Annotated in this window: 1 protein-coding gene; it reads right to left on the minus strand. The window is 71.0% G+C overall.

The window, feature by feature from the left end:
* Nucleotides 1-441: hypothetical protein (locus BST12_RS33140; RefSeq protein WP_425437439.1), on the minus strand; the 441-nt coding region annotated here is incomplete at both ends.

The raw sequence follows: 441 nt of genomic DNA on the forward strand, positions 1-441 counted from the left end.
GCGCTCAAGCCCGCCGCGAAGTTCTGCCCCGCCGTGACCAGAGCGCTCAACGCGCCTTGTAGCGCCGGGGCACCCGACAGCGCGGCGCTCAATGCGGCGTTAAACGCCGCGCTCAACCCCGACAGGCTGGCTTGGAAGGCGGGCAGGCTGCCCGAGAGTGCGGCGCTCAGGGTGGCGTTGAAGGCCGCCGACAGGGCGGGGAAGGTGGCCGAGAAGCTGGCCGACAGGGCGGGGAAGATGGCGCTGAATCCGGCGGCGAAGTTCTGACCTGCCGTGATCAAGGCGTTGAGGGCGCCTTGTAGGGCGGGGGCGCCAGACAGCGCGGCATTCAATGCGGCGTTAAGCGCCGCGCTCAACCCCGACAGGCTGGCCTGGAAGGCCGGCAAGCTGCCCGACAGCGCGGCGCTCAGGGTGGCGTTGAACGCCGCCGACAACGCCGGG

This window comes from Mycobacterium angelicum (genome assembly GCF_002086155.1).
In the GTDB taxonomy this organism is placed as follows: Bacteria; Actinomycetota; Actinomycetes; order Mycobacteriales; family Mycobacteriaceae; genus Mycobacterium; species Mycobacterium angelicum.